The organism is Aeromonas sp. 603757 (assembly GCF_049171255.1).
Classification (GTDB): domain Bacteria; phylum Pseudomonadota; class Gammaproteobacteria; order Enterobacterales; family Aeromonadaceae; genus Aeromonas; species Aeromonas veronii_A.
In genome coordinates this window covers 187,454-207,411 of sequence record NZ_JAAKOE010000007.1, presented here as the reverse complement: position 1 = coordinate 207,411, position 19,958 = coordinate 187,454, and the positions used below count along the sequence as shown (strand labels likewise).

17 protein-coding genes and 1 tRNA gene are annotated in these 19,958 nt (G+C 58.3%); 11 read left to right on the top strand and 7 right to left on the bottom strand.

Going from position 1 to position 19,958, the window contains the following annotated elements:
• Nucleotides 1–303: 303 nt before the first annotated feature.
• Entirely contained in the window at nt 304–1,746 is a 1,443-nt protein-coding gene (aspA, locus tag G5332_RS09465; RefSeq protein WP_005340569.1) for an aspartate ammonia-lyase, read from the top strand.
• Nucleotides 1,747–1,871: 125 nt separating this feature from the next.
• A complete protein-coding gene (locus tag G5332_RS09460; RefSeq protein WP_021229055.1) occupies nt 1,872–3,191 on the top strand; it encodes an anaerobic C4-dicarboxylate transporter in 1,320 nt (439 codons plus the stop codon).
• Between the two features lie 242 nt (nt 3,192–3,433).
• Here G5332_RS09460 and tsaD read toward each other — a convergent pair whose 3' ends face one another.
• Entirely contained in the window at nt 3,434–4,447 is a 1,014-nt protein-coding gene (gene tsaD / locus G5332_RS09455; RefSeq protein ID WP_005349085.1) for a tRNA (adenosine(37)-N6)-threonylcarbamoyltransferase complex transferase subunit TsaD, read from the bottom strand.
• Nucleotides 4,448–4,626: 179 nt separating this feature from the next.
• Here tsaD and rpsU point away from each other — a divergent pair, with 179 nt between their 5' ends.
• The 5 genes from rpsU to G5332_RS09430 all read left to right on the top strand — a co-directional run bounded on the left by rpsU (nt 4,627) and on the right by G5332_RS09430 (nt 9,520).
• Nucleotides 4,627–4,842 carry a 30S ribosomal protein S21 gene (gene rpsU / locus G5332_RS09450; protein WP_005309452.1) on the top strand — a complete coding sequence of 72 codons (216 nt, stop codon included), beginning with the start codon at nt 4,627–4,629 and terminating at the stop codon, nt 4,840–4,842.
• Nucleotides 4,843–4,857: 15 nt separating this feature from the next.
• Complete coding sequence (locus tag G5332_RS09445) at nt 4,858–5,301, top strand: GatB/YqeY domain-containing protein (protein WP_005349081.1); 444 nt, start codon at nt 4,858–4,860, stop codon at nt 5,299–5,301.
• Between the two features lie 88 nt (nt 5,302–5,389).
• Nucleotides 5,390–7,177, top strand: coding sequence for a DNA primase (gene dnaG, locus G5332_RS09440; RefSeq protein WP_421311234.1), 1,788 nt, complete (start codon nt 5,390–5,392; stop codon nt 7,175–7,177).
• Between the two features lie 183 nt (nt 7,178–7,360).
• On the top strand, nt 7,361–9,256 hold the full coding sequence (rpoD, locus tag G5332_RS09435; protein WP_263718854.1) for an RNA polymerase sigma factor RpoD: 1,896 nt from the start codon (nt 7,361–7,363) through the stop codon (nt 9,254–9,256).
• Nucleotides 9,257–9,443: 187 nt separating this feature from the next.
• Nucleotides 9,444–9,520 (top strand) — tRNA-Ile (locus tag G5332_RS09430).
• Between the two features lie 164 nt (nt 9,521–9,684).
• Here G5332_RS09430 and G5332_RS09425 read toward each other — a convergent pair.
• From G5332_RS09425 to purH, 4 genes are all read right to left on the bottom strand, one after another.
• On the bottom strand, nt 9,685–10,242 hold the full coding sequence (locus tag G5332_RS09425; protein WP_101531414.1) for a cytochrome b/b6 domain-containing protein: 558 nt from the start codon (nt 10,240–10,242) through the stop codon (nt 9,685–9,687).
• Nucleotides 10,223–10,597, bottom strand: a complete 375-nt coding sequence (locus G5332_RS09420) for a cytochrome b562 (protein ID WP_005349056.1) — start codon at nt 10,595–10,597, stop codon at nt 10,223–10,225. Before G5332_RS09420 ends, G5332_RS09425 begins: the two co-directional genes overlap by 20 nt.
• A gap of 277 nt (nt 10,598–10,874) precedes the next feature.
• Nucleotides 10,875–12,161, bottom strand: coding sequence for a phosphoribosylamine--glycine ligase (gene purD / locus G5332_RS09415; protein WP_227341940.1), 1,287 nt, complete (start codon nt 12,159–12,161; stop codon nt 10,875–10,877).
• Nucleotides 12,162–12,275: 114 nt separating this feature from the next.
• Entirely contained in the window at nt 12,276–13,868 is a 1,593-nt protein-coding gene (gene purH / locus G5332_RS09410) for a bifunctional phosphoribosylaminoimidazolecarboxamide formyltransferase/IMP cyclohydrolase (RefSeq protein ID WP_201994810.1), read from the bottom strand.
• Between the two features lie 414 nt (nt 13,869–14,282).
• Here purH and zntR point away from each other — a divergent pair, with 414 nt between their 5' ends.
• Together zntR and G5332_RS09400 are read left to right on the top strand one after the other, a co-directional pair.
• The gene (gene zntR / locus G5332_RS09405) at nt 14,283–14,738 is read left to right on the top strand and encodes a Zn(2+)-responsive transcriptional regulator (RefSeq protein ID WP_421172238.1); all 456 of its coding nucleotides are present in this window, start codon (nt 14,283–14,285) and stop codon (nt 14,736–14,738) included.
• A 214-nt stretch (nt 14,739–14,952) separates the two neighbouring features.
• On the top strand, nt 14,953–15,192 hold the full coding sequence (locus G5332_RS09400; RefSeq protein ID WP_005340543.1) for an alternative ribosome-rescue factor A: 240 nt from the start codon (nt 14,953–14,955) through the stop codon (nt 15,190–15,192).
• 117 nt (nt 15,193–15,309) lie between these two features.
• On the opposite strand, the gene hemW is transcribed toward G5332_RS09400, so the two are convergent.
• A complete protein-coding gene (gene hemW / locus G5332_RS09395) occupies nt 15,310–16,455 on the bottom strand; it encodes a radical SAM family heme chaperone HemW (RefSeq protein WP_335818087.1) in 1,146 nt (381 codons plus the stop codon).
• 90 nt (nt 16,456–16,545) lie between these two features.
• Nucleotides 16,546–17,142, bottom strand: a complete 597-nt coding sequence (gene rdgB, locus G5332_RS09390; RefSeq protein WP_005340539.1) for an RdgB/HAM1 family non-canonical purine NTP pyrophosphatase — start codon at nt 17,140–17,142, stop codon at nt 16,546–16,548.
• Between the two features lie 238 nt (nt 17,143–17,380).
• On the opposite strand from rdgB, the gene G5332_RS09385 reads away from it, so the two are divergent.
• Nucleotides 17,381–18,544 (top strand): multidrug effflux MFS transporter, encoded by a 1,164-nt coding sequence (locus G5332_RS09385; RefSeq protein WP_058056771.1) that lies wholly within the window; start codon nt 17,381–17,383, stop codon nt 18,542–18,544.
• 135 nt (nt 18,545–18,679) lie between these two features.
• On the top strand, nt 18,680–19,729 hold the full coding sequence (locus tag G5332_RS09380; RefSeq protein WP_268012390.1) for an oxidoreductase: 1,050 nt from the start codon (nt 18,680–18,682) through the stop codon (nt 19,727–19,729).
• Nucleotides 19,730–19,958 lie beyond the last annotated feature (229 nt).

Here is a 19,958-nt window from a genome sequence, read left to right as displayed (position 1 = left end):
CACCTACGTCATCAGCAATCTAAAAAACCAGCAAAAAGTCACAAAAATTTATAAAAATCATCATGATAAAAACTTCATAACATATGTGTACTTTCCTCAAAGTAATTTGAAAATGTCGCAAATTTAGTGATCCACCTCTAATAACCGATACCTCAATTGGAGTAGTATATTGATTAGTTTTTCGGGAGGTCATTCTCCCAACCGCCCCACTCGATGTGTGGTGCTTCAGGATGAGCTGTGCGCAAGGAACTCGCGACCACTCGGTGAGGATTTTTCCATTTATCTGATTTCTGAGGCATTACAATGAGCGACATCAAGAACGTCCGCATTGAAGAAGACCTGCTGGGCACCAAAGAAGTTTCCAATGATCTCTACTACGGTGTGCACACCCTGCGCGCTGTCGAGAACTTCAAGATCAGCTCTCAGAAGATTTCTGACGTTCCGGAATTCGTCCGCGGTATGGTGCTGACCAAGAAGGCCGCTGCGCTGGCAAACGGTGAACTGGGTACCATCCGTCCTGAAATTGCTGACAAGATCGTAGAAGCCTGCGACCTGATGCTGAACACCGGCAAATGCTTCGACCAGTTCCCGGTCGACGTTTACCAGGGTGGTGCCGGCACCTCCGTCAACATGAACACCAACGAAGTACTGGCCAACATCGCCCTGGAAATCATGGGTCTGGAGAAAGGCCGTTACGACGTCATCAACCCGAACGATCACGTCAACAAGTGCCAGTCCACCAACGATGCCTACCCCACCGGCTTCCGCGTTGCTGTGGTCAACAGCACTGACGTGACTCTGCACGCGCTGGAGCACCTGATCGCGGCATTCGATGCCAAAGCGAAAGAGTTCAAAAACATCCTGAAGATGGGCCGTACCCAGCTGCAAGATGCAGTTCCGATGACCCTGGGTCAGGAGTTCCACGCGTTCGCCGTGACCCTGCGTGAAGAGATCAAGTCCATCAAGCGTTGCCAGGAGCTGCTGCTGGAAGTGAACTTGGGCGCGACCGCCATCGGTACCGGTCTGAACACTCCGCCCGAGTACTCTGCACTGGCCATCAAGCGTCTGGCCGAGATCACCGGTCGTGCCTATGTGCCGGCAGAAGACCTGATCGAAGCGACCTCCGACTGTGGCGCCTACGTCATGCTGCACGGCGCCATCAAGCGTCTGGCCATGAAGCTGTCCAAGATCTGTAACGACCTGCGTCTGCTCTCCTCCGGCCCGCGCACTGCTCTGAAAGAGATCAACCTGCCGGAAATGCAGGCGGGTTCCTCCATCATGCCGGCCAAGGTCAACCCGGTTATCCCGGAAGTGGTCAACCAATCCTGCTTCAAGGTATTCGGTAACGACATCACCATCACCTTCGCCGCTGAAGCCGGTCAGCTGCAGCTGAACGTCATGGAGCCGGTGATTGGTCAGGCAATGTTCGAATCCCTGAGCCTGATGGAAAAAGCCTGTATTTCCCTGCGCGAGAAGTGCGTGGAAGGTATCACCGCCAACCCGGAAATCTGCATGAATCACGTGCTGAACTCCATCGGTATCGTGACCTACCTGAACCCCTTCATCGGCCACCACGAAGGGGATATCGTCGGCAAGATCTGTGCCCAGACCGGCAAAAACGTCCGCGAAGTCGTTCTTGAGCGTGGCCTGCTGAGCGCCGAGCAGCTGGACGAAATTCTCTCCATCGAGAACCTGATGAACCCGCAATACAAAGCCAAGCGTTTCACCCGCGAAGCTGCCGTATAAGCGAGTGTGGGCCGGGATCTTCCCGGCCCATAAAGTCAGTTCCCGATTGGTCTTTATCCCCAGCCCGATCGGGAATTGGCTTTTTGCCAAATAAAAACCAAAAACTAAAAAATGGAGTTATCGCTATGATTGGAATCGAGTTACTTGTCGTGCTCGCCGCTATCTATCTGGGGGCCCGGATAGGCAGCATCGGCATCGGCTTTGCCGGTGGTCTGGGGGTACTGGTATTGACGTGGGGTCTGGGCATGCCCATCCCGAGCGATCAACTGGTCAGCTACATCCCTTGGGATGTGATCATGATCATCGCGTCCGTCATCTGCGCCATCGCCTGTATGCAACTGGCTGGCGGGATGGACTACCTGGTCTTCCTGGCAGAAAAAGCGCTGCGCAAGAACCCCAAATACATCACCTTCGCCGCCCCGGTGGTCACCTACCTGATGACCATGCTGGCCGGTACCGGTCATACCGCCTTCTCCACCCTGCCGGTGATCGCGGAAGTGGCCAAAGAGCAAGGGATCCGCCCATCCCGTCCGCTCTCCATCGCGGTTGTCGCCTCCCAGATCGCCATCACAGCCTCCCCGATCTCTGCCGCTGTGGTTGCCTTCTCCGGCATGCTCGAGCCATTTGGTGTTGACTACCTGACCCTGCTGGCCATCTGCATCCCCTCCACCTTCCTGGCCTGTATCCTGGGCGCCTTCATTGCCAACATGATGGGCAAGCCGCTGGAGCAGGACGAAGTCTATCTAGAGCGTAAAGCCAAGGGCCTGATCAAACTGCGTGGTACTACCAAGCTCGAGATCAAACCGTACGCCAAACTGTCTGTCTGGATCTTCATCGCCGCCATCGTTGCTGTCATGGCTTATGCCACTGCCATCTCCGGTAAAGTGGGTCTGATCACCAACCCGCCAATCCCCCGTGACGGCGCCATCATGGGCATCATGCTGGCCGCGGCCACCATCATGACCCTGGTGTGCAAACTGGACGCCACCCAGGTCACCAACATGCCGACCTTCAAGTCCGGTATGTCCGCCTGTATCTGCGTACTGGGTGTCGCCTGGCTGGGTAACGTCTTCGTGAAAGGCAACATGGACACCATCCAGCTGATCGCTGGCGACCTGCTGAACCAGTACTCCTGGCTGCTGGCCGTGGTACTGTTCTTTGCCGCCATGCTGCTCTACTCACAGGGTGCAACCACCAAAGCCCTGATGCCTGCCGCTCTGGCACTGGGTGTCAGCCCGCTGACTGCGATTGCCTCTTTCGCAGCCGTGAGCGCCCTGTTTGTACTGCCGACCTACCCGACCCTGCTGGCTGCGGTAGAGATGGACGACACCGGATCCACCCGTATCGGTAAGGCGGTCTTCAACCACCCCTTCTTCGTACCGGGCACCGCCACCATCGCCATCGCCGTGGCGCTGGGCTTCTTCTTCGGCGGCATCTTGCTGTAATTCATCGCCTGCCGATCGCCAAATAAAAATCCCCGCCAGTTGGCGGGGATTTTTTTATCTCTTTACTCTGTGCTTGGCTGTCTGGCAGCAAGAGACCTGACGTCTTATCCGGATGGCTCAACCACGGCGACAGCAGACACCACAACAGCGTGCCAGCGGCGCTATAACCACCGCTGCCGGATTGCAGGAGCGATAGGCCACCATGGTACTCACCACCACGCCAGAAGGCGGGATCCGTCGGATCAGACCGGATCCAGGGTATCCAGCGGCCAGCGCGGCACGGCTTTGACCGCCAGCGGCTCAAACACGCCCGCTTTCAGGCGCTGCATACCGGCATAGGCAATCATGGCGCCGTTATCGGTGCAATATTCAGTGCGCGGATAGAACACCTCGCCCTTGAGGCTCTCCATCAGCTCCGCCAGCTGGGCACGCAGATGACGGTTGGCACTGACGCCACCGGCAACCACCAGACGCTTAAGACCGGTCTCTTTCAAAGCACGACGGCACTTGATGGCCAGGGTATCAACCACCGCATCTTCAAACGCCCGAGCGATATCGGCACGGGTCTGCTCATCATCACCATTGGCGGCGATGGTGTTGGCTGTGAAGGTCTTGAGGCCGGAGAAGCTCATGTCGAGCCCGGGACGGTCAGTCATGGGACGGGGGAAGTGGAAACGTCCGGTGGTGCCCTTCTCGGCCAAACGGGAGAGCAGCGGACCACCCGGATAGTCCAGCCCCATCAGCTTGGCGGTCTTGTCGAACGCTTCGCCAGCGGCATCGTCGATGGATTCGCCCAACAGCTGATAACTGCCGATGCCATCAACCCGTACCAGCATGGAGTGACCACCGGAGACCAGCAGCGCCACGAAGGGGAACTCGGGGGCCTTCTCTTCCAGCATGGGGGCCAGCAGGTGGCCTTCCATATGATGGACGGCGATAGCCGGCTTGTTCCATGCCATCGCCAGCGAACGACCAATAGTGGCGCCCACCAGAATGGCGCCAACCAGACCCGGACCCGCGGTATACGCGATGCCGTCGATGTCATCTTTGCCCAGTCCCGCCTCTTGCAATGCGGCCTGGATCAACGGGATCGTCTTGCGAACATGATCCCGGCTGGCGAGCTCGGGGACAACGCCACCGTAGTCCGCATGCAGCTTGACCTGGCTGTATAACTGATGGGAAAGGATCCCTTTTTGATCGTCGAAGATCGCGATCCCGGTTTCGTCACAGGATGTCTCTATGCCCAATACACGCATTGCTAAAAAATTTCACTGCTAAAATGAGACGGCTATGGTAACCTTCGCGGGTTTTTTAAACCAGAGCGATCTCTGCGGGTTTACTTTCATTCCCTGTCCAGAGTATAATTTCGCACCATTTTAAGACATGCTGATCGATTGAAGGTCAGCTAACAATTTATCACTGAGGTGAAAGGCACATGCCAGTAATCAAAGTCCGTGAAAATGAGCCGTTTGACGTTGCTCTGCGTCGTTTCAAGCGTTCTTGCGAAAAAGCCGGTATCCTGTCCGAAGTTCGTAGCCGTGAGTTCTACGAGAAGCCGACTACCATTCGTAAGCGCGCCAAAGCGTCTGCTGTCAAGCGTCACGCCAAGAAGCTGTCTCGCGAAAACGCACGTCGTATCCGCCTGTACTAATCGGGAGATATTGCCGTGTCTCTGAAGGATCAACTCAAGGATCAGCAAAAGCTCGCCATGCTTGCCAAAGATAAGGCACGTCTGGGAGCGATCCGCTTGTTGATGGCAGAAATCAAGCAACGTGAAGTCGATACCCGTATCGAGCTGAATGATGAGGATATCCTCGCTGTCGTGACCAAAATGGTCAAACAGCGCCGCGATTCCATCAGCCAATTTGAGGCTGCCGGTCGCCAGGATCTCGCCGACAAAGAGTCCGCCGAGATCGTTGTGTTGCAGGAATTCCTGCCGCAACAGCTGACCGCAGATGAAATTGCCGCCCTGATCGAGCAAGCCATCACTGAAAGTGGTGCTGCCGTCATGGCTGATATGGGCAAGGTCATGGCTGTCTTGAAGCCGAAAATTCAGGGGCGTGCCGATGTCGGCGCCGTCAGTGCTCAGGTGAAAACCCGCTTGGCGTAACAGGCAACTCTCTTGTTTGGTCGAAGAAGCCGTGCTTCCCTTGGAATGCGCGGCTTTTTTATTTTCTCCGCAATGAAACAGGACGGTTATGGCAGGCAGGATCCCCCAATCCTTTATCGACGATCTGCTCGTACGCACAGACATAGTCGAGCTGATCGACTCGCGAGTGCGGCTGAAAAAAGCCGGTAAGAATTACCAGGCTTGCTGCCCTTTTCATAACGAAAAAAGCCCCTCTTTTACGGTCAGCCAGGAGAAGCAGTTCTACCACTGTTTCGGTTGTGGCGCCCACGGCAACGCCATCGGCTTTGTCATGGAGTACGACGGTCTCGAATTTCCCGATGCCATCGAAGAGCTCGCCAGCATGCAAGGCATGCAGGTACCTCGCGAGCAGAGCATCGGCGGCTCGGCCAATAGCCAGCCCGCAGTCAGCAAGGATCTGTTCGAGCTGATGAACCAGATCGCCCGCTTCTACGAGAGCAATCTCAAGAGCGCTCCCCATGCGGTGGAGTACCTCAAAGGCCGCGGTCTGACCGGTGAAGTGGTCAAACGATTCAACATTGGCTATGCACCTAGCGATTGGGATCAGGTGCGCCGCCGCTTTGGTACCAGCCGGGATCACGAGCAGTTGCTTATCTCGGGCGGCATGCTGATCACCCGTGACAATAGCCCGGGGAGTTATGATCGTTTCCGCGATCGCATCATGTTCCCGATCCGTGACAAGCGTGGCCGGGTCATCGGTTTTGGTGGCCGGGTGCTGGGTGATGGTACCCCCAAATACCTGAACTCGCCGGAGACCCCCATCTTCCATAAAGGGCGGGAGCTGTTCGGTCTCTACGAGGTGAAGCAGGCACACAAGGATCCACGCCGGATCCTGGTGGTGGAAGGCTACATGGATGTGGTGGCACTCGGTCAGTACGACATCGACTATGCGGTGGCGGCGCTGGGTACTGCAACGACCAGCGACCATATCCACACCCTGTTTCGCACCACCGCCGAGGTAGTCTGCTGCTACGACGGTGACAACGCCGGTCGTGAAGCCGCCTGGCGCGCGCTGGATAATGCCCTCCCTCATCTGCAGGATGGCCGCGAGCTGAAGTTCGTGTTCCTGCCCGATGGCGAGGATCCCGACTCTCTGGTACGCCAGATCGGCAAGGAGGGCTTTGAAGCCCTGCTCGATGAAGCCCAACCGTTCGCCGACTTCATGTTCGAGCGTCTCGGTCGCGATGCGGCGCTCTCCGGTGAGGCGGGCAAGTTCGAAGTAGCCAACAAGGCTGCCGAGCTTATTCGTCGCGTACCGGAAGGGTTTACCCGCGAAGGGCTGATCACTCGTCTCTCCAGCATGATGCGCTGGGGCGAGAACAAACAGCGCATCGCCGAGCTCTTTGCCCGCAACAGTCAGCCCAAGGCCGAGGTCAACAAACCCAAGGCAGCCAAGCTGACACCGCTGCGGCGTGCGCTGGCACTGATGGTGCAATATCCGGCAGTAACGGCTGAGCTTCCCCCCATGCCGGAATTGGCCGGACTACGCGTACAGGGCATCAAGTTCCTGCTGCAACTGCACCAGCAAATCCTGGCCCAGCCCGGTATCACAACCGGTATCCTGCTGGAACACTGGCGTGGAACCAAGGAGGGAGAGATCCTTGCTCAGCTGGCCATGCACGACCTGTTCGAGGAGATCAAACTCGATCAGGAGCCGGATATTCTGGGAGAATTGCAGGACACCTTCGTCGGCTTCATCAACCAGTTTCTGAAACAGCGGATCGAAGAATTGCAGGCCAAAGTTGCTCAGGAAGGACTAAGCTCCGAAGAAACCCAAGAGCTGATGATGCTGATAAGAGAGGTGCAAATTGAGAAAAGAAATGAGAGTGGGGCTTGATATTTGAGTGATTAGTCCCAATATGGATAGCGTTGCCCGAATCGACGGGATGAAAAGCAAAATTTTTATAACCGCCTGGCCCCGACAATACTGCGGGCAGGGGTTTCTCATGACCGACGCCGCAACCAGACATAGCATGTCTGGCGGTTTTCTATTAGAATTGGCTATTTGCGCAGCAGCGCACTGTACGCGCAACCTAGCAACACCAACCGGATGAGTTCTATGGAGCAAACCCCGCAGTCTCAGCTTAAACTCCTCGTTGCCAAAGGTAAAGAACAGGGCTACCTGACCTATGCCGAGGTGAACGATCACCTCCCGCAAGACATTGTCGATTCAGACCAGATCGAAGACATCATTCAGATGATCAACGATATGGGCATTCAAGTGGTTGAAAACGCTCCGGATGCCGATGACCTTATCATGGCTGAAGGTGGTACCGCCGATGAGGACGCTGCCGAAGCAGCGGCCCAGGCTCTGGCATCTGTTGAATCTGAGATTGGTCGCACGACCGATCCCGTCCGCATGTACATGCGGGAAATGGGTACCGTCGAACTGCTGACCCGTGAAGGCGAAATCGACATCGCCAAGCGGATCGAAGACGGTATCAACCAGGTACAAAGCTCCGTAGCCGAGTACCCTGAAGCAATTACTTACCTGCTCGAACAGTACGACAAGTACGAAGCCGAGCAGCTGCGTCTCTCTGACATTATCTCTGGCTTTATTGACCCGAACGAAACTGAAGATATGGCGCCTACCGCCACGCATATCGGTTCCGAGCTCGGCGAAGACGATCTGGCCGACGAAGATGAAGAAGACGAAGAAGACGAAGACGAAGATGGCGACAGCTCTGACGACGACGGTGACGGTGGTCCGGATCCGGAAGTCGCTCGCGAGAAGTTTGGTGAACTGCGTGCCCAGTATGAAGTGACCCGCCTCTCCATTCAGAAGAATGGTCGCGCGCACGAAGATACCCAGGCCGCCATCGCCCAGCTGGCCGATGTATTCCGTCAATTCCGCCTGATGCCCAAGCAGTTCGATCGCCTGGTCAACAACATGCGTGAAATGATGGAGCGCGTCCGCGTGCAGGAACGCATCATCATGAAGCTCTGCGTTGAGCAGGCCAAGATGCCGAAGAAAACCTTCGTCGCGGCCTTCACCAACAACGAGTGTGAAACTGCCTGGTTCGAATACCAGAAGCAGGCTGGCAAAGCCTGGTCTCCTCGTCTGGTTGAAATGGACGAGGATATCCAGCGCGCCATCGGCAAGCTGCAGCAGATTGAAGAAGAGACCGGTCTGTCGATTGCCCAGATCAAGGATATCAACCGCCGCATGAGCATCGGTGAGGCCAAGGCCCGCCGTGCGAAGAAAGAGATGGTTGAGGCCAACTTGCGTCTGGTTATCTCTATCGCCAAGAAGTACACCAACCGTGGCCTGCAGTTCCTGGATCTGATCCAGGAGGGCAACATCGGTCTGATGAAGGCGGTAGACAAGTTTGAATACCGTCGTGGCTACAAGTTCTCGACCTATGCAACCTGGTGGATCCGTCAGGCCATTACCCGCTCCATCGCGGATCAGGCCCGTACCATCCGTATCCCGGTACACATGATCGAGACCATCAACAAGCTCAACCGAATCTCCCGTCAGATGCTGCAGGAGATGGGTCGTGAACCGAACCCGGAAGAGCTGGCCATGCGCATGGGCATGCCGGAAGACAAGATCCGCAAGGTACTGAAGATCGCCAAAGAGCCTATCTCCATGGAGACGCCCATCGGTGATGATGAAGATTCCCACTTGGGCGACTTTATCGAAGATACCACCCTGGCTCTGCCAGCGGATGCGGCGACCAGCGAAAGCCTGCGCAACGCCACCCGCGAAGTGCTGGCTGGCCTGACCGCCCGTGAAGCCAAGGTACTGCGGATGCGTTTCGGTATCGACATGAACACTGACCACACCCTCGAGGAAGTGGGCAAACAGTTCGACGTTACCCGTGAGCGTATTCGTCAGATCGAAGCCAAGGCACTGCGCAAACTGCGCCACCCGAGCCGCTCGGAAGTGCTGCGCAGCTTCCTGGACGAATAGTCCTGACCCTGTGTCAAACTGCTCTGCCAAAGCCCCGCCATGCGGGGCTTTGTTTTGTCTGGCATTTACCCTTGCGACCGGCTTTGCGCCCTCAATCAAGCTGGACAATTAGTCGCCAAGTGGTTGATATGCCTATAGACTGCCCTTTCCTCTTCCCCTATAATCCACGCCGCTAAACGCACAATTTGGCCCCTTAGCTCAGTTGGTCAGAGCAGTCGACTCATAATCGATTGGTCGTGGGTTCAAGTCCCCCAGGGGCCACCAAATTAGAAAAGGCCGCTCATGATGAGCGGCCTTTTTGCATCTGCGGATCGGGTAATGTCCAGTGATGAGCTGGATGAGGTCATAGAAAAGACCCGCCATGGGCGGGTCTGGGCAGGGTCCGGATCAGGCGCCTCACTCAGAGACAAGGAGCCTAATGCTGAGCCTCAGGTTTGCTCGTTGCTGCCGCTCTGGATGGATGAGCGACGCCCGATGGCAGGCAGCATCCGGGTAACCAGATTGCTGCGCTGGCGCCAGGAGGTGAAGACGATGGCCAGCAGGTGCAGACCAATCAGCCCCTGCAGCGCCACCACGCACCACTCATGCCACTCGTCAGCCCCCAGTTCAAATCCCGTCTCGGTATTTTGAAACCAGCCGCTGCCAGCGGTGGCCAGCACGACCAGCCAGAGCGCCCACACGGCCAGTTTGCCGCTGCCGTGATGACCCGGTGCCGGAGGCTGCCGCTCACGCATCTCGCGCGCTTGCTGGCGAAAATCCTCACCGCTGGGGATGAGGGCACCAAGGCGAGCGTAGCCACGGGCAAAAGTAAGCCCCCAGAGCAGACGCAAGGAGACCAGCCCAATGGCGCCGTAACCCAGCCACTCGTGCCACTCCTCGCCCGCTTCGTTAACCCAGAGGTTGCCGATGCAGACCGCCACCAAGCCCCAGTGGGTCAGGCGAACCAGCGGATCCCAGCGAAAGGGCTCACCCTTTTTGCTTGGCATATTTGTGGTACTCCTTCTTCAGGTCGTTGACCTTGGCCAGATGTTCGCGCGCCTTGGCCTCATCACCCGCCTTGAGTGCGGCCAGGCTGGCGTCCAGCTCGGTCTGTACCTCGTTCATCCCTTCAAGAAATTTCTCTTTCTTGGCGGCCGGCATGTTCTTCTGCTTGGCCACGTCCAGCTGGGCCTTCATCTCGTTGATGTGCTTCTCCATGGTGGCTGCATCATCAGCCTTGACGGCCTGCTTGTAGTTGAAGCCAATCTTCTTCATCGGCTGTTCCAGATCACCCGCCACGGCAGGCAGGGTCATCAGGCCAAACATCAGGGGCAGCAGCAGGGGGCGGACGGTTTTCAACATGGGATTTCCTTATATAACGACATGCTCGAATTGTTAGGGGTACTTATGAATCCAAACAAGAATTCATCACCAGCATGATGCCATGACTCATGGTGAAACGTTTGTGAAAAATGCTGTTTTTTGTGGCAAATAGTGACAGATATGCCGCGCTTGTTTGCGCTTGGTAACTGATTGAACGCAGGTGACACGCACCATGGGGATGGTTGAAAGCGGTAAACAGGGACAAAAAACCCCGCCGTAGCGGGGTCTGAATCAGCTGGCCATTTGCTGGCGTCAGTTACTCCTGTTCGCGAACAATGGCGCGCCAGCCGATATCCTTGCGATAGAAAACGCCATCCCACTTGATGCGGCCAGCGAGCTGATAGGCACGCTGCTGGGCTTCTGCCACAGTGTGACCGAGGGCGGTGGCGCACAACACGCGGCCGCCAGCGGTCAGGCTGGTATCGCCCTCCAGACGGGTACCGGCATGGAACACCTTCTCACCCGCCACTTCATCCACCGGCAAGCCGCTGATGGGGTGGTTGGTGCTGTAATCGCCGGGATAGCCTCCCGCCGCCAACACCACGCCGATAGCGGCGCGGGGATCATAGATGGCCTCTTTCTGATCCAGCTTGCCTGCGCAAGCGGCCAGGCAGAGCTCCACCAGATCGGACTGCATCCGCAGCATGATGGGCTGGGTCTCGGGATCGCCAAAGCGGCAGTTGAACTCGATCACCTTGGGATTGCCTGCGCCGTCGATCATCAGACCGGCGTAAAGAAAACCGGTGTAGACGTTGCCCTCGGCCGCCATGCCGCGCACAGTCGGCATGATCACCTGCTCCATCACGCGTCGATGTACCTCGGCGGTCACTACAGGCGCCGGGGAGTAAGCCCCCATACCGCCGGTGTTGAGGCCGGTATCACCGTCGCCAACCCGCTTGTGATCCTGACTGGTGGCCATCGGCAGCACGTGCTCGCCATCGACCATGACGATGAAGCTCGCCTCTTCCCCCTCCAGAAACTCCTCAATCACCACCCGGGAGCCCGCTTCGCCAAAGGCATTGCCGGAGAGCATGTCGCGCACCGCGTCTTCCGCCTCCGGCAAGGTCATGGCGACAATCACCCCCTTGCCCGCCGCCAGACCATCGGCCTTGATGACGATGGGGGCGCCCTTCTCGCGCAGATAAGCGAGCGCAGGCTCCACTTCGGTGAAGTTCTGGTACTCGGCGGTCGGGATGGCGTGACGGGCCAGGAAATCCTTGGTGAAAGCCTTGGAGCCTTCCAGCTGGGCAGCGGCAGCAGTCGGGCCAAAGATCGGCTGACCGGCGGCGCGGAAGGCATCCACCACCCCTTTCACCAGCGGCGCTTCCGGCCCGACGATGGTGAGGCCGACCTGTTTCTCTTTGGCAAAGGCCAGCAACCCTTCGATATCGGTCGCCTCGATGGCGACGTTCTCGACACCCGGCTCAAGCTGGGTGCCCGCATTGCCCGGCGCCACAAAAACGTGACGTACCAGTGGGGAGTGTTTGGCCTTCCAGGCCAGGGCGTGTTCGCGGCCACCGTTGCCAATGATCAGTACTTTCATCGTATCGCTCGCTTCTATTTGTGGTCACCGGACGGCCACCCGGGCCGTCAGTCAGTGGAAATAGTCAGTTGAAAAGAGACAACAAAAGGGCCGCCATCGGCAGCCCCTGACCCATCAATGACGGAAATGGCGCATGTTGGTGAAGACCATGCACATACCGTGTTCGTCGGCGGCGTCGATCACCTCCTGATCGCGCATCGAGCCACCCGGCTGGATCACACAGGAGATACCAGCCTGAGCGGCAGCATCGATACCGTCGCGGAACGGGAAGAAGGCATCGGAGGCCATCACGGAGCCCGCCACGGTCAGCCCTTCGTCCGCCGCCTTGATACCGGCGATTTTGGCCGAATAAACACGGCTCATCTGGCCTGCGCCGACGCCGATGGTCTGGCCATCTTTGGCATAGACGATGGCGTTGGATTTGACGAACTTGGCCACTTTCCAGCAGAACAGCAGATCCTGCAGCTCGGCCTCAGTCGGCTGACGCTTGCTGACCACGGTCAGGTCGCCCAGCGTCACCATGCCGAGATCCCGCTCCTGCACCAGCAGGCCGCCGTTGACGCGCTTGAGGTCAAAACCTTGCGCAGGTGCCGTCCACTGACCGCATTCGAGCAGACGCACGTTCTGCTTGGCAGCGACCGCATCGCGGGCCTCCTGGCTGACGGTGGGGGCGATGATCACTTCGACAAACTGGCGGGCCACGATGGCTGCCGCAGTGGCGCCATCAAGCGGCCGGTTGAAGGCGATGATGCCGCCGAAGGCAGAGGTGGGGTCGGTCTGGTAAGCCCGGTCGTAGGCACTCAGCAGGTCGCTACCAATAGCCACACCGCAGGGGTTGGCATGCTTGACGATGACGCAGGCCGGCTCGTCGAACTCCTTCACACACTCCAGAGCTGCATCGGTATCAGCGATGTTGTTGTAGGAGAGCGCCTTGCCCTGCAGCTGGACAGCGCTGGAGACGGAACCCGGCGCGGCATGCTCTTCGGCGTAGAAGGCGGCGGCCTGATGGCTGTTTTCGCCGTAACGCATGTCCTGCTTCTTGATGAACTGGCTGTTGAAGGTACGCGGGAAGCGGGACTCCTCGTCACCCTCCTTGTTGTCACCGTAGGAAGGAACCATGGTGCCGAAGTAGTTGGCGATCATGCCGTCGTAGGCGGCGGTGTGCTCGAAGGCTGCGATGGCCAGATCGAAACGGGTCGCCAGTTTCAGGCTGTTGCCGTTGGCATCCATTTCGCGAATAACCCGATCATAGTCGGCAGCTTTGACGACGATAGCGACATCTTTATGGTTTTTGGCGGCAGAGCGCACCATGGTCGGGCCGCCGATGTCGATGTTCTCGACCGCATCGGCCAGGGTGCAGCCCGCTTTGGCCACTGTCGCGGCGAAGGGGTAAAGGTTGACGACAACCATGTCGATGGGGGAGATAGCGTGCTGGGCCATGATGGCGTCATCCTGATCCCGACGGCCGAGGATGCCGCCATGAACCTTGGGATGCAGGGTCTTGACCCGGCCATCCATCATTTCAGGGAAACCCGTGTAGTCGGAGACCTCGGTCACCGGCAGACCCGCCTCGCCAAGCAGCTTGGCGGTACCGCCCGTGGAGAGCAGGGCAACACCACGCTCGTTGAGTGCCTTGGCAAATTCCAGAATGCCAGTTTTGTCAGACACACTCAGCAGTGCACGGCGAATGGGTCGAGCTTGTTCCATCACACTATCGTCCTCAACATAACGGGGACCGTTCCATGGGAGGCGAGGCTCAACACAGAGAGTCCCCAAATAAATGGAAGTGGGGGATTTCGCAAACCACTCTCGCCCCGACATCCGGCAAAAGCGTTTTAGGAAATGCCCGCTTGGTGCGGCGCTCTGTTATGGGCGCGTATTCTACACAAAAAATGTGACCTGTGGTGGATTTTTTGAAACAGCAAAGCCTTATTTGGCGCGGCGTTAAACGTTTTCACCTGATTTTCTCGAAACGTTTGCACTTTCAGTGTTTTATGGGAAAAAGGGTCGCCAGGAGATGTTTATCTGTCCCTTTTATGCCCTTGGCTGGCAATCCATGGGCAAAGGGGTGATAGTGGATTCCGGTTTTTGTGGCGGCATACATTCAAGGGGAGAGAGAGCATGTATCGGATCGGTGAACTGGCCAAGGCGTGCGGGGTCAAGGCAGATACCCTGCGTTTTTACGAGAAGAACGGGCTTATCTCACCGGGGATCCGCAACGAATCCGGCTACCGCCTCTACAGTGAACAGGACAAGCGGCGGCTGGAGTTTATTATCCGCGCCAAGTCGGTCGGATTCTCGCTGGCCGATATCGGCGAGCTGCTCGACCTCGACACCAACAAGGCCAAAGTCACCTGTCAGGAGGTGAAAGCTGTGGCCGACACCAAGCTGGCCCAGGTGGAGCAGAAGATCATCGAACTGACCCGCTTTCGCGACAATCTGCGCGAGCTCTCCAATATCTGCTGCGGCGGGCCGCGCTCGGCGGAGCACTGCGCCATCCTCGAGACGCTGGAATCTGGCGCCCCTGCCCATCACGAGCACCACAGCTACGACCAGCATGACCCGGTTCACGGCTGACGTGGTATGCCTGACTGAGCGTGCCTAGCTCAGAGTGACTGACTCGGCGCGCCCGACGCATTGCTCCGGCGGCGATTTGGTGACAAAATCGCCGCGTTTTTAACCGGTGCCAGTCCATCCGGTTGGCGGGCGCTCAGCTGAACAGGCGCTCGCAGCGAAAACCACCATCCAGACACAAGAATCAACACACCAAGAGAAAAGAAGAGGAGCCATCATGGCCAAAATTCGGGTCGACCAACCCGCCCTCCCCCGTGAGGAAAATGCGCAAGGGGGCAACTATGCCCATCAGCGCGGCGAAATAAAGGATAACCATCTGCACGCCCTGCTCTCCGATCCCCTGTTTCGCAGCCGGGTCGAGCGCAACAAGAAGGGCAAGGGGAGTTACCAGCGCAAGGCCAAATTTGGCAAGCGGTGGGAGCCCGGCCAACAGCAGATGATCCGCGTCTGCTGCTGAGCGGGTTTCTACCGACCATAAACAATCAGGGCGCCAATGGCGCCCTGATTGTTTTGACAGAAGAAGTGGTCTGGCAACGCCAACTCACAGCCTCAACAGCGCGTCTCAACAGGCCACTCACTCATCCATAAAGAGTTCGAGCAATACGTTGAGATAGCGATGACCGAGAGAGGTGAGCTGCCAGCTATCCCCCAAATCCTCGATCAGCTCCTTGCTTTGGGCGATGGCGAGCACTGTCTCGACCCGCTCCAGCGGCAAGCCGGTATAGGCCTCGAACTCCGCCTTGGGGGCCGGTTCAAACAGTCGGAAGCGGTTCATAAAGTATTCGAGCGGCAGATCGTCTGCCGTCACCTGCCACTGCTCGTCCAGATAGGGACGACTCTTGTCCAGATACCCTTTCGGATGCTTCACCTTGGCAGTGCGCAGGATCTGCTGATCCGCGAGATCGGTCACCTTGCCGTGGGCGCCACAGCCGATCCCCAGATAGTCGCCAAAGCGCCAGTAGTTGAGGTTGTGATGGCACTGGTAACCCTCTTTGGCATAAGCCGAGATTTCGTACTGGCGATAACCGCTGGCGGTAAGCATGGCGTGGCCCTGTTCGTAGATATCCCACAGGGTGTCATCTTCCGGCAGCTTGGGTGGTTTGGAGGCAAATGCCGTGTTCGGCTCTATGGTGAGCTGATACCAGGATAGGTGCGGTGGGGCACAGTCGATAGCCTGCTGCAGGTCATAAAGGGCATCATCCAGACTCTGATCCGGCAGACCGTGCATCAGATCCAGATTGAAAGTGGGCAACTTGATGGCATGGGCCAGTGCGGCGGCCTTGCGCGCCTCTTCCGGGCCGTGAATGCGGCCGAGGCGGGTCAGCTTCTCCTGCTGGAAGCTCTGCACCCCGATGGAGATACGGTTGATGCCGGCGCGCTGGAAACCGGCAAACTTGTCCGCCTCCACCGTGCCCGGGTTGGCCTCCATGGTGATCTCGCAATCTGCGGTGAGCGGTATGCGGGCCCGTACCCCGTCCAGCAAGGCTTGCATCGCCTCCACCGTCAGCAGGCTGGGGGTGCCGCCACCGATAAAGATCGAGGAGAGCGGCCGCCCCTGCGCCCACTTCAGATCCTGATCCAGATCCTCCAGCAGAGCGGCGACATATTCGAGGTGAGGCAACTCCCCCTTCTGGGCATGGGAGTTGAAGTCACAGTAAGGGCACTTCTGGACACACCAGGGCACATGAATATAGAGAGAGAGCGGCGGCAGTTGCAGCATGGGGCTTCCAATAAAACGGGGGCTCAAGGCCCCCATTGTAGATGACTATGTGTAATTGACCGTGTGTAACCAACAAGGTGGCGAAGTGACTCAGTGCGCCGCAGCCAGCGCCGCTTTGAGCTTGGCCAGCGCCTGACCGCGATGGCTCAGCTGGTTCTTCAGCTCGGCGGGCATCTGGGCGGCGGTGCAGTCGTGATCCGGCACGAAGAAGACCGGGTCATAGCCGAAACCGTGCTGACCGCGCGGCTCGTCGATGATCATCCCTTCCCAGCTCGCCTGACAGATGATGGGAGTGGGATCGTCAGCGTGGCGCATATAGACCAGCACACACCAGAAGCGGGCACTCTTCAGGTACTCGGGGGCACCTTGCAGCTCGCCGAGCAGCTTCTCGATGTTGGCCTTGTCACCGGCACCCACACCGGCAAAACGGGCGGAGTAGACGCCGGGGCGCCCTTGCAGCAGATCGACTTCCAGACCGGAATCATCGGCCACGGCGGGCAGACCGGTAATGCGGGCGGCGTGGCGGGCCTTGATGATGGCATTCTCGACGAAGGTGGTGCCGGTCTCATCGGCATCGGAGACCGCAAACTCGCTCTGTGGGATCACCTGGATCTTCATATCGGCCAGCATGGCGGCCAATTCCTTCACCTTTTTCTGGTTACCTGTTGCCAGGACAAGCTTGTTCATCGAGCACCTCCGCAAAAATAATCTGCGCATTCTATGCGGCGCAAGCGTTTAGTAAAAGCGTCAATTACACCCGCTGTGATGGGGTTGCGGGGGATTTGCCGCCATCGAATAACCAGCTTTTTAATACATGTTTCCATAATGGAATAACCAAAGTGATTAAATACCATTTCTATTCATTACTGTGAGTCAGTAGACTCGCGCCCCAATTCATTAACCTGGCTGACTAAAGAGGTGACAGATGCCATTGATACTTTTGCTCGTACTACTGGTGCTGTTCAGTCCGCTGGCTATCGACATCTACCTGCCCGCCATTCCGCAGATGGCCGAGCAGCTGGGCGCCGAAGTAACCCTGATGCAGGGCACCATCACCTGGTTCCTGTTCAGCATGGGGCTGGGGCAACTGCTTGTTGGCCCGCTGGCCGATCGCTACGGTCGCAAGCCCATCGCGCTGGGCGGCGTGCTGCTCTATGGCCTGAGCGCGCTGGGGGCTGGCTTTGCCGCCAGCCTCGGCGAATTGATGCTGGCGCGAGTGCTGCAGGGCTTTGGCGCCTGCGCCACCTCGGTCGCCGCCTTCTCGGTGGTACGTGACAGCTACGGCCCGAAAAAGAGCGGTCAGATGATCTCCTACCTCAATGGCGCCATCTGCTTTATTCCTGCGCTGGCCCCCCTGCTCGGTGGCTGGCTCACCGCCAAGGCGGGCTGGTCTGCCAACTTCTGGTTTATGGCCGGTTATGCACTCATCGTCGGCTGCTGGCTGATGTGGCGGATGCCGGAGACCCGCCCGGAGGAGACCCGCAGTGAAGGGGCCCTCATCAGCTGGTCCCGCTACAGCCCGGTGCTGCGCTCCCCCAGCTTCCTGTTCAACGCGGCGCTGTGCATGCTGGCGATGGCGGTGATCCTCGCCTATGTAACCGCCGCACCGGTGCAGCTGATGGTGAAACTGGGGCTCGATATGAGCGGCTTTAGCTACTGGTTTACCGCCAACGCCGCGCTCAACATCCTGGCCTGCTTCATGGCGCCGCGCTTTATCGCCAAGGTGGGGCCAAGACGCACCCTGCGCATCGGCCTGCTGGTGTTGATGCTCTCGGCCATCACCCTGACTTTGGCCATGCACATCGAACATCCGCTGGCGATGATGGGGCCGGTGTTCCTCTCCAGCATCGGCTTTGCCATGATTCTGGGCTCTGCCGCCGGGATGGCGCTGGCACCGTTCGGCCACTGCGCCGGTACCGCCGCGGCCCTGCTCGGCCTGTTCCAGATGAGCGGCTCCGGCGCTTTGGTTGGCCTGACTGGCGCCCTGATGCACGACCCGCTCAGCCAGCTGGCACTGCATATGTGGCTGCTGCTGCCGCCTCTGGTGATGCTGATGACCCGCCGCGGTCGCCGCTTGTGTTTGCAATAAATCCTGTGCTCTGATGGGCACACTCAGGGGGCCATCGGCCCCCTTCTCGTTTGTATCGCCTTTACAGCACATGGCCATCCGGCAGAGAGCCTGCGATGGCAACCCCACTCACTCGATGTCAGCGGAGAACTCCCGATGAGCCACACTCTCAACGCAGCCCTGGTGGGCTATGGCTTTGCAGGCAAGACCTTCCACGCCCCCTTCCTCTCCACCACCCCGGGCTTGTCCCTGAGTTGGGTGGTAAGCCGCGATGCCGCCAAGGTGCAGACCGATCTGCCCGCCTGCCGGGTCGGTTCACTGGAGGAGGTGCTAAGCGATGAGACCGTCGATCTGGTGGTGATCGCCACCCCCAACGACACCCATGCCCCCCTCGCCCGCCAGGCGCTGCTGGCAGGCAAACATGTGGTGATCGACAAGCCCTTTGCACTGGATCTGGCTGAAGCGCAAGCGCTGGTCGAGCTGGCCGAAAAGCAGCAGCGACTGCTCAGCATCTTTCACAACCGCCGTTGGGACGGGGATTTCCTTACCGTGCGCCGTTTGATTGCCGAAGGGACGCTGGGGCAGATCGCTCAGTTCGAATCGCACTTCGATCGCTATCGCCCCGAAGTACGCCAGCGCTGGCGCGAAGCGGGTGGCCCGGGTTCCGGCCTCTGGTTCGATCTCGGCCCCCACGTGCTGGATCAGGCATTGCAGCTGTTCGGCCAACCTGACTGGTTGCAGGCCGATCTGGCCGAGCAGCGCCCCGGCGCACTGGCGGACGACTACTTCCATGTGGTGCTGGGTTACGGTGCTCTGCGGGTCATTCTGCATGGCAGCTGTCTGGTCTCGGCCACCATGCCGCGTTTCATCGTTCACGGCAGCCAGGGTTCGTTCGTGAAATTCGGTATGGATGTGCAGGAAGATCAGCTCAAACTGGGCAAGCGGCCACCGGCGGCGGATTGGGGCATGGATAGTGAACCCGGTCAGCTCAGCCGCATTGTCGATGGTCAGTTGCAGCAGCAGAGCGTGGTGGGTGAGCCGGGGGATTATGGCGCCTACTATCGCGGTGTCTGCGCCGCCATCAAGGGTGAGGGAAGCAACCCGGTGCCAGCAAGTGAAGCGCTGGCGGTGATGGCGCTGCTGGATCTGGCCCGTCAGAGCCACCTTGAGGGAAAACGGCTGCCCTGTCAGAAGCTGTCTGACTAAGGTACGGGTCATCGGCCGCACTTGACCAACCTTGACCTTGTTAAACCGCCACAAGACGGCAGCAAAGCGGTGTTTTATTGTGCAATCAGTACCATTTAACGGCATCTTGTATTGATATCAGTCGTTGCAGTGGAGCTTTTTATCCACGGCACGAAAAAATGTCATTGTGATATCCGTTTTCATCGGTAACTAATGGGGCTATATTGCGCCCGCCTGCTGCCTCCCGGCT